The organism is Arenimonas sp. (assembly GCF_019459675.1).
In the GTDB taxonomy this organism is placed as follows: Bacteria; Pseudomonadota; Gammaproteobacteria; order Xanthomonadales; family Xanthomonadaceae; genus Arenimonas.
This window is the reverse complement of sequence record NZ_JAIBFH010000125.1, coordinates 1-8,807: the sequence shown is the minus strand read 5'-3', so window position 1 is coordinate 8,807 and position 8,807 is coordinate 1. Positions and strand designations below refer to the sequence as shown.

Genomic DNA, 8,807 nt, shown 5'->3' with positions numbered 1-8,807 from the left:
CCTGCCGCACCACCACCACGGCATCCTCGGCTATTGCCGCCAGCTGGGCGTGCCGCTGGAAAACTTCGTGCAGGTGAACTACAACGCCTACCTGCACAGCCACCGCGCCTTCGGCGGCAAGCCCCAGCGCATGCGCGCGGTGAAGGCCGACTACCAGGGCCACGTAGCCGAACTGCTGGCCAAGGCCAGCCAAGGCGGCAAGCTCGACGCGCCGCTGAGCGCACAGGACCAGGAAATCCTGCTGGCCTCGCTGCAGTGGTGGGGCGCACTGGACGCCGACTACCGGTACGTGAAGTCCAACTTCAGCAGCGAGCGCCGCGGCTTCAACAAGGATCCCGGCGGCGGCCTGGGCGGTCGCCCGCTGCCATCCACCCCGGTCGGGCTGTCCGACCTGCTGGGCTCGGAGCTGTGGGGCATGCTGCCCATCGCCGACCTCTACGAAATGCAGGGCACGCTGCTGCAGCCGGTGGGCGGCATGGACCGCATTGCCCAGGCCTTCGCGCGCGAGCTTGAAGGCCTGATCCGGTTCAACGCGCGGGTGCTGGACATCCACCAGGACGAGCACGGCGTGCGCGCCACCTACGAAGACACCGGGCAGCCCGGCAGCCGCCACGTCGCGCAGGCCGACTGGTGCGTGTGCACGATCCCGCTGTCGATCCTGGGCCAGATTCCGATGAACGTCGGCGCCGCCATGGGCGCGGCTGTCAATGCCGTGCCTTATGCCGCATCGGTGAAGGTGGGGCTGCAGTTCAAGCGCCGCTTCTGGGAAGAGGACGAACACATCTACGGCGGCATCAGCTACACCGACCTGCCGATCGGCAACATCAGCTACCCCAGCCACGGCTACCACGGCAGCGGCAAGGGTGTGCTGCTTGGCGGCTACCTGTGGGGCACGGAGGCAATGCGGTTCACGTCCCTGTCGCCGGGCGAGCGCGTGCGCGAAGCCGTGGCGCAGGGCCGCCAGATCCATCCGCAGTACGACGCCGAGTTCGACAGCGGCGTGTCCGTCGCCTGGCACCGTTCGCCGTTCACCCTGGGCTGCTTCGGGCTGTGGACCGACCAGAGCCGCGAACAGCACTACGACAACCTGTGCGCGTTCGACGGCCGCATCGTGCTGGCCGGCGAACACGCGTCCTTCCTGCCCGCCTGGCAGGAAGGCGCGGTCACCTCGGCGCACGATGCCATCACCCGCCTGCACCAGCGGGCCCTGGCCGGGAGCCGCGCGGCATGAAGACACGATGGCCGCGCCGATGGTGCGTCGTGCTGCTGGCCGTGGCCACCAGCTTCGCGGCACCGTCGCTGGCCGACGAAGCCGCCGCGCCGGACCCGGCCGGCATGCTCGGCGTCACCCGCGGCGAGGATATCTATGCCCAGCTGTGCCAGGGCTGCCACATGCCGGGCGGCGTGGGCGCTGCCGGCGCCGGCCAATACCCGGCCTTCGCCGGCAACCCCAACCTGGCCTCGGCTCCGTACGTGGTGGTGACCATCCTGGGCGGTCGGCGCAACATGCCCGCCTTCGACCGGGCCAAGGCGCCGGGCGGATTCTTCCCATCCACTTGGCTCACCGACGAACAGGTGGCCAATGTGGTGAACTACCTGCGCACGCAGTTCGGCAACCGTTACCCCGACACCGTCACGGCCTCCGACGTGCGCGCACTCCGCTCCGCAGAAGGAAACTGAGCATGCGCAAGATCGTCCTGTCCCTGTTGCTGCTGGCGCCGTCGTGGGCGATGGCCGCCGATGTGGTCCGCCACAAGCTGCCCAACAACAGCACCTTCCCGATCGCCGCGGCGGTGGAAGTGCCCGCCGGCGCCACCACGGTTTACCTGAGCGGCATGGTGCCGCCGCTGGCCGACGCCAACGCACCCGCGAACACGCCGGCCGCCTACGGCGACACCCAGGCGCAGACGGTCAGCGTGCTCACCGCCATCGAGAACCAGCTCAAGGGCCTGGGCCTGACCCTGGGCGACGTGGTGAAGATGCAGGTGTTCCTGGTGGGCGACCCGGCGCTGGAAGGCCGGATGGATTTCAGCGGCTTCATGAAGGGCTACAGCCAGTTCTATGGCACCGAAAAGCAGCCGAACCTGCCGGTGCGTTCGACCATGCAGGTGGCGGCGCTGGCCAACCCCGGCTTCCTGGTCGAGATCGAAGTCACCGCCGTGCGGCCCAGTGCGCCGGAATAACTTTTCGCGGCGGTAAGCGTGCCGGGACTTCGTTCGCCGGCGACGCGGTGCCCGGAAGATCAGCCGCCCGGCGCGAACGGCACCTGCGCCAGCACCTGCCGCGTGTGCGGGTCCAGCACCAGGACACGCAGCGCCTCACCCGGGCGCGGATCGACCACATAGCCGTCGAAGCCGCGCTTGGCCGGGACGTTCAGGCGCAGGGCCGCCTTGGCGGGGCCGATGAAGCTGAACTTGGCCAGCCCGCGGATCGCGCCCTGCGCATCCACCACAACCAGCACGGGATGGCGCGGGCGGTGCTCGATGCGCGACACCCAACCTTCGATCGCCGCCACCTCGCGCTGGCCGTGCTCGTCGTGGAAGCGCCGCACCACGGCGGCGTGCGCCACCGCCGGCACGAAAGCGTCGCCGCGCGGCGCCCGCCAGTTGTCCGCGACCAGGCCGTAGGCGGGTTCGGCGAACATCGCCACGCGCCGCTCGCGCATCAGCACCAGGCTGCGCTCGACCTCGGCGCGCCCGGCGTCCTCGGTGCGCGGGAAGCGATGGGGGTCCCAGATACCCAGCTGCGCCGCCACCGCGGACTGCTGCACGATGCGATGCACCGCCGCGCTCCAGCCGGCCCAACCGACATGGCTGGGCCACAGGCACGCCAACAGCAGCAACACGCCCACCGGCGTGACCCAGGGACGCCAACCGCCGGAACGGGGAAGCGGCGCGCCGCCAAACCCCAGCCCCAGGCCCAGCCAGAAAAGGCAGACCCAAGGCAGGTAACGGTCGGCCATCACCTGCAGCGGCACCGCTTCGAAGGCAGGCAGCCTGGCCACACAGACCAGTGCGCCCACCGCCAGCGCGAACGTGGACAGGCCGATGCCCATGGACCGGCGCCGAGTGATCGCCAGCGGCCGGCGCAGGGCGCCCAGCACCATCGCACCGTAAGCCGCCAGGCCTGCGCTGCCGATGGCCACGCCGGCGAACGCGATCCAACCGCCGCCCAGCACGTTCGCAACACCCTGCGCCGAACCACCGAGCATGCGCTCGATGGCCGTGCCGCCGGGGTTCCAGGAAAAAAAGCCCGGCTCGGCAAAGCCCAGCCAGGCATGGAACCAGGGCGAGGCCAGCCACTGCAGCAGCAGGCGCAGGTTGGCCAGGGGCTGGATCGAAATCGAACTGCGCACGCCGTCATTGCCGGGAAGCTGCGCCAGGTAGACCACCGCCACCAGCGCGAACATCAGCGCGGGCAGCACGAACGCGCGCGCCGGCAGCCGCCGCAGCGCCGCCAGCAGCAGCAGGGCCGGGAAGCAGGCCATGCCGGCGCCAAAACTGAAGGTGGCAGCGGTGGCCAGCAGCCCCGCCAGCGCCATCCAGGCCACCGGCCGCGCCTGGCTGGCGGCCTGCACGCAGGCCAGCGCCAGCACGGTGGCGGCGCTGACCAGGTAAACGTTGAGCAGCTCGCTGCCGTGCATCAGCATGCGGGCATTGGCCAGCCAGAAGATCGCCAGCACCGTCATCAGCACGGCGGCGGCGCCGGCCAGCGCCGAACGCCGTTGGCGCCAGGCGGGCAGCGCGATGCCCGCGGCCGTCAGCAGCGCCAGGCCCACGCCCAGCAGGATCTGCAGGCCCTGGTCGGCGGCCGTGAGATGGATCTCGGCGATGTGCACCAGCGCCGGCACGATCGGCCGGTGGCCGTTCTCGAGCTGCAGCGCGGACGCCGGGAAATCCAGGTCCAGATACTTGGGATAGAAGCGGTACTGGTCGAACGCCGGATACCGGAACGCGTGGTTGGCGATCGCCGCCAGCGCGCTCCACAGCCACAGCACCGACACCGCCAGCAGCGCCGCGGCGGCACTTCTACCGGCCGCGGTGGCCCGGCGGCCCGGCGGATTTTCCTGATGCGTGTCCACGTGCAGCGGTTCGTCCCGGCCTTGTCGGGCCCAAGGATACCCGCTACACGGCGCGCGTCAGTTCTTGATGCGGCAGGTGTTGATGCCCAGCAGCGAATACAGGCCGCACATGCCGAACACGCCGGTCAGCAGCGGGATCACACCGAGATAGGCCAGGGCCGGGCCGTCGAAAGCCGCGGCCCAGGCGATGAGCCCGGCGCCCACGGCGATGCGAAGGCCACGATCAATGCCGCCAACGTTGGTTTTCATGGTGGTTCTCCCGGTTGAGTGGGCCCAGTCTGCCCCCGAAGCGGCGGGCGGGCCTGACGTGGATCAAATGGCCCGCCGCCTAGTTCGCAGGCGGGTTGTAAAGGTCCAGCCAGCGCCTGACCTGCGAATACCAGAACAGCGAATTCTGCGGCTTGAGCACCCAGTGGTTCTCATCGGGGAAATACACCAGGCGCGTGGGCACGCCCCTCACCAGCAGGGTCTGGTAAGCCTCGATGCCGTGGTTCACCGGCACGCGCAGGTCGCGCTGGCCGTGGATGACCAGGGTGGGCGTCTTGAAGTTGCCCGCCGAAAGATGGGGCGAGTTGCGGTCGGTGATTTCGCGGTTCCCCTCTTCCCAGAAACCGCCGAAGCGCGGCACGGTGCCGGCGAAGTCGGCGGCGTACTGGGTGTAGAGGTTGTACACGCCGGCATGATTCACCAGCGCCTTGAACGGATGCTCGCGACCCAGGATCACCGACGTGAGGTAGCCGCCGTAGCTGCCGCCGCCGGCCACCATGCGGTCGGCGTCGGCCCAGGGCTGCGCGGCGGCCCACTTGGCCGATGCAATCACGTCCTCGTAGGGCATCTGCGCCCACTCGGGGTTGATGGAGTCGGTGAATTTTTCGCCAAAGCCCGAGCTGCCGTGGAAGTTGGGCTGGATCACCACGTAGCCCCAGCTGCTGAACACCTGCGCGTTCCAGCGGAACTGCATGGCGTTGGTGACGCCGTTGTGCGGGCCGCCGTGGATGACCACGAACACCGGGTACTTCTTGCCGGGATCGAACCCGGCCGGATAGTTCACCCACATCTGCACGTCGTCGCCGTTGGCGCCGGCGTAGGTCACCGATTCAAAACTGCCCAATGCGGTGTCGGCCAGCAGGGCGTCGTTGAGGGTGGAGAGCTTGCGCGCGGTGCCCCGGCGCGGGTCCAGGCTCACCAGGGTGGGCGGCTCGGTGAAGCTCTGGCGCACCGCCGCGATCGCGCCCGGCGCCATGGACAGGCCGCTGAACGAGGACTGGCCGGTGACGGCGCGCGGCTTGCCGGTGAGAGGCAGCTCGTAAACGCGGGTGGTGCCGGCGTCGTCGATGGCGCCATAGAGCGTGCGGCTATCACGCGACCACACCAGGCCCGACGCGCTGCGGTCCCAGCCGGCGTGCAGTTCGCGGGTGTCGCCGCTGCGCAGCTCGTGCAGCATCGGCCGCGCCTTGGCGGCGTAGAAGCCCGGCACGCGCTGCTGCAGGAACACCAGGTGGCGGCCGTCGGGGCTGTACAGCGGGCTGCCGTCGGTACCGGCGTTGCCCTGGCTGATGTTGCGGGCTTCGCCGCCCGCCAGCGGCAGGCGGTAAACGTCGATGTCGTCGATGTTGATGGCCGGGTTGCTGTCGGCGGTAAGCGCCAGTTCGCGGCCGTCGGGCGAAATGTCGAACGTGCCCTCGAAACCCTGGGAGAAGCGCGGCAGCTGCAGGCCGCGGCCGAGCGTGATGGCCGCCACTTCACCGCTGGCCACGTCCACCGAGAACACATGGCCCTCGCGGTCGTCCTGCAGCGTGTCGAACACGGCCATCGGGCCGGCGTCCCACACCTGTGCCTTCATCTTGGAGTCTTCGCGCTCCTTCTGGCGCTTGGCCTGCTGGTCCAGCGGCAGGTCGGCCCAGACGCGAGACGCGAATACGAGGCGGCCGTTGCCAGCCCAGCGCGGCACCGACACGCCGGTGGCGAAAGTGGTGAGGCGGCGCGCTTCGCCGCCGGCCAGCGGCAGCAGGTAAAGCTGGGGCGCCTTGTCGTCGTCGCGCTGGGCGATGAAGGCCAGGGTCTGGCCGTCGGGGCTGAAGCGCGGCGTGGCTTCGTTGGCCGGGTCGCCGGTGAGCGGCCGCTGCACGCGTCCGTCGCTGCTCCAGAGCCACAGGTCGGTCTGCAGCTTGTCGTCCTCCATCACGGCGCGCGCCACCGGGGCAACGATCTGAAGGCCATCGGGCGAGACTTCGGGATTGCCCACGCGCTGGATCTGCCAGCTGCGTTCTGCGCTGAAGGGCTGCGCGGAATCGGCGGCGGCAGGGGCGACGGCCAGCGAGGCCAGCAGGAGCGGCAAGGCGAGGTGCTTCATCGGTTTCCTTCGTTTGACGGGGCGCCCGGCGGCCCCGCCGGGCAGCATATGCGAGAAATTGGCGCATGCAGCAGGTACTCGCCGGCGATGCCCCGGAGGGTCACGCGCGCCACTTCGCGCGTGGGTGAGCCGCACTGGCGTGCAAACTCGGCGCTCATCAACAGGCGTTCGCCGTATGGCTTGCACAGCGCCTCGATGCGGGCGGCGACGTTGACCTCGTTGCCGATCGCGGTGAAGTCCATGCGCTGCAGGCTACCGATGTTGCCGAACTGGAACCGGCCCACGTGCAGGCCCACGCCATGGGCGAAGGCCACGCCCTGCGCGGCCAGGCCTTGCGTAGCCGCCTCCACTGCGGCCAGCGCACGCACGCAGGCCTCGGCCGCGCCATCGGCGTCCTGGCCGGCGCCGGCACTGTCGGCTACGCGGGCGCGCACGTCGCCGTCTTCTTGGGGAAAGATCGCCAGCATGGCGTCGCCGATGAATTTGAGCACCTCGCCGCCCTGGGCGTGGATCGCCTTCACCACGCACTCGTAATAGGCATTGAGGTTGTCCACGAACACATCGCCAGGCTGGGCCTGTGAGTGCATCGCATAGTCGCGGATGTCGGAGAACCAGATCGCGCCAGCCAGGTCCAGCATCGCACCCGGGCGGATGCGGCCGCGCCGGATCTCCCGCCCCGGCGAATGGCCCACGTAGCACTCCAGCACGGTCTGCAGGATCAGTTCCTTGAGTGGGCCCTCCAGCAGCAGCGCCAGCACCGGCACCGACGCCGCCACGACCTCGCGCTGCGCCTGGTCGAAGCCACCCGGCTGCCGGGACACCAGGCTCACCTGCGCCTCCAGGCCCGGGAGGCTGAAGGCGAGGTAATGCGTGCAGCCCTGCGCGGCCAGGTCGTCGAGGATCGGGAACGGGTAGCTGCCGCCCGGCGCCAGCGGGAAGTCCTGCAGCGCAACCTCGCCCTGCATCAGCGCCCAGAACGGGCTGCGCCGCAGAGGCTCGGTGGCCCTGGCGCCATAGGACATCAGCGCCTCGTCGACAGTGCAGCCTTCCAGAGAATGGATGCGCCGCAGCACCAGTGCTGGCGACGGGAACGGGCCGGGATCGCGGACGTCGTCGTACCAGACGTAGCGCAGCGACTGGATTTGCGGGTGCAGCGTGTTCAGCGCCAGGGTCATGCGGCACACCGGCGTGCCCGCTTCACCTAGGTACTTGCACCAGGCATGCAGGAGGCGCGACAGGTCGTTGCCATGCTCAAGGCGAGCGGTCGCCTGCCATTGCAGAAGGCGCGCATGCATCCCGTACTCCATCGCGACCCTCCGCACAGCGCAGCTTTTTTCCGGGTTCCAGCTTAATCGGACGGTTGTCGTTGAGGCGCGATTTTCGCCGTTCCGTCCCATGCGGCGCCCGCGAAGGAAAAGGCCCCGCCGGAGCGGGGCCTCTCATGGTCGTGAACTGCAGCGTGGGGGTCTTGCCAGCCCATGCCGGCCACGGCAGCGGCGCGCCTATTGGGCGAGCGCCAACACCAGCTCGGCGTTGAACGCGCGACCGGCACGCAGCATGGCCGCCTCGGCCTTGCCCCAGTCGGGCACCATCGTGTAGCCGGTGCGGTCACGGGCGCCCAGGCCGCCGACATAGCGAATCGCGTTCTCGGTGAGACCGGCCTTGGAGCCGGCAATCTCGGCCAGCGTGCCCACGTCGTTATCCACCACCAGCCCAACCGGCACGACGTTGACGCTGCCCCAGCCTCCCTTGGCACCGACCAGGTCGGCGCGGGCAGCGAACCACAGGCCCGTGCCGACTTCAGTGCCCACCATGCGCGACTGCGTTTCGCCAACCGTGCCCGGCGCAAAGGTATAGGTGACGTTGAAGCTCACGCCCGACTTGCCTTTGAAATAGCGCATGTAGGCCATGCCGTTGCCGACGGACTTGGGATCGGGCGTGCCTGCACCAGGCAGCGCGATCACTGCCGAATCAAGCTCGTACTCGCCACCCTTGAACTTCACCAGTGGAACGCCCAGCTCGGCGTCGGCGCGCAGGACCTTGAGCTCGGGCACGTCCGCGCCGAGTTCGGCGCGCGTCCGGGCCTGCCACCCGGCGGCCTCGAAGCGCGCCTCGAGGTCGGACTCAAGCGCCAAAAGCACGCGCTCCAGGACGGCTTTGTCCACCGGCGCAAAGATTTCCTTCCGGGACTGGTGCTTGTTCCAGATGCCGCCCTTGGACGTGGCCCGGCTGCGCACGCCCCAGTAAAGCTGCATGGCGGAAAGAATCGCGATCGGCTCGTCCTTGCCGGCGATCTGGCGAAGCGAGGTTTCGATCTGCTTGCCGCTGGTGAACACCGGATCGGCCGGCGCCACCGGCGCCGCGGCTTGCGCC

General features: G+C 69.4%; 8 protein-coding genes. 3 read left to right on the top strand and 5 right to left on the bottom strand.

The features are described from left to right. The 3 genes from K0M70_RS04520 to K0M70_RS04510 form a co-directional block, all read left to right on the top strand. Nucleotides 1-1,231 (top strand): flavin monoamine oxidase family protein (locus K0M70_RS04520; RefSeq protein ID WP_290779856.1); only part of this gene is annotated, 1,231 nt, incomplete at its 5' end. Next, entirely contained in the window at nt 1,228-1,680 is a 453-nt protein-coding gene (locus K0M70_RS04515; RefSeq protein WP_290779853.1) for a cytochrome c, read from the top strand. The genes K0M70_RS04520 and K0M70_RS04515, both read left to right, overlap by 4 nt. 2 nt (nt 1,681-1,682) lie before the next feature. After that, nucleotides 1,683-2,183 (top strand): RidA family protein, encoded by a 501-nt coding sequence (locus tag K0M70_RS04510; protein ID WP_290779851.1) that lies wholly within the window; start codon nt 1,683-1,685, stop codon nt 2,181-2,183. A 59-nt stretch (nt 2,184-2,242) separates the two neighbouring features. Here the strand turns inward: K0M70_RS04510 and K0M70_RS04505 are convergent, their stop codons facing one another. The 5 genes from K0M70_RS04505 to K0M70_RS04485 form a co-directional block, all read right to left on the bottom strand. Further along, nucleotides 2,243-4,081: a hypothetical protein gene (locus tag K0M70_RS04505; protein ID WP_290779833.1), complete on the bottom strand. Its 1,839-nt coding sequence runs from the start codon at nt 4,079-4,081 to the stop codon at nt 2,243-2,245. 57 nt (nt 4,082-4,138) lie between these two features. Further along, nucleotides 4,139-4,330 carry a DUF2892 domain-containing protein gene (locus tag K0M70_RS04500; RefSeq protein WP_290779830.1) on the bottom strand — a complete coding sequence of 64 codons (192 nt, stop codon included), beginning with the start codon at nt 4,328-4,330 and terminating at the stop codon, nt 4,139-4,141. Between the two features lie 79 nt (nt 4,331-4,409). Next, entirely contained in the window at nt 4,410-6,434 is a 2,025-nt protein-coding gene (locus K0M70_RS04495) for a S9 family peptidase (RefSeq protein WP_290779828.1), read from the bottom strand. Next, nucleotides 6,431-7,729 (bottom strand): adenylate/guanylate cyclase domain-containing protein, encoded by a 1,299-nt coding sequence (locus tag K0M70_RS04490; RefSeq protein WP_290779825.1) that lies wholly within the window; start codon nt 7,727-7,729, stop codon nt 6,431-6,433. The genes K0M70_RS04495 and K0M70_RS04490 overlap by 4 nt, the downstream gene beginning before the upstream one ends. Before the next feature lie 207 nt (nt 7,730-7,936). Continuing rightward, nucleotides 7,937-8,807 (bottom strand): hypothetical protein (locus tag K0M70_RS04485; protein ID WP_290779822.1); only part of this gene is annotated, 871 nt, incomplete at its 5' end.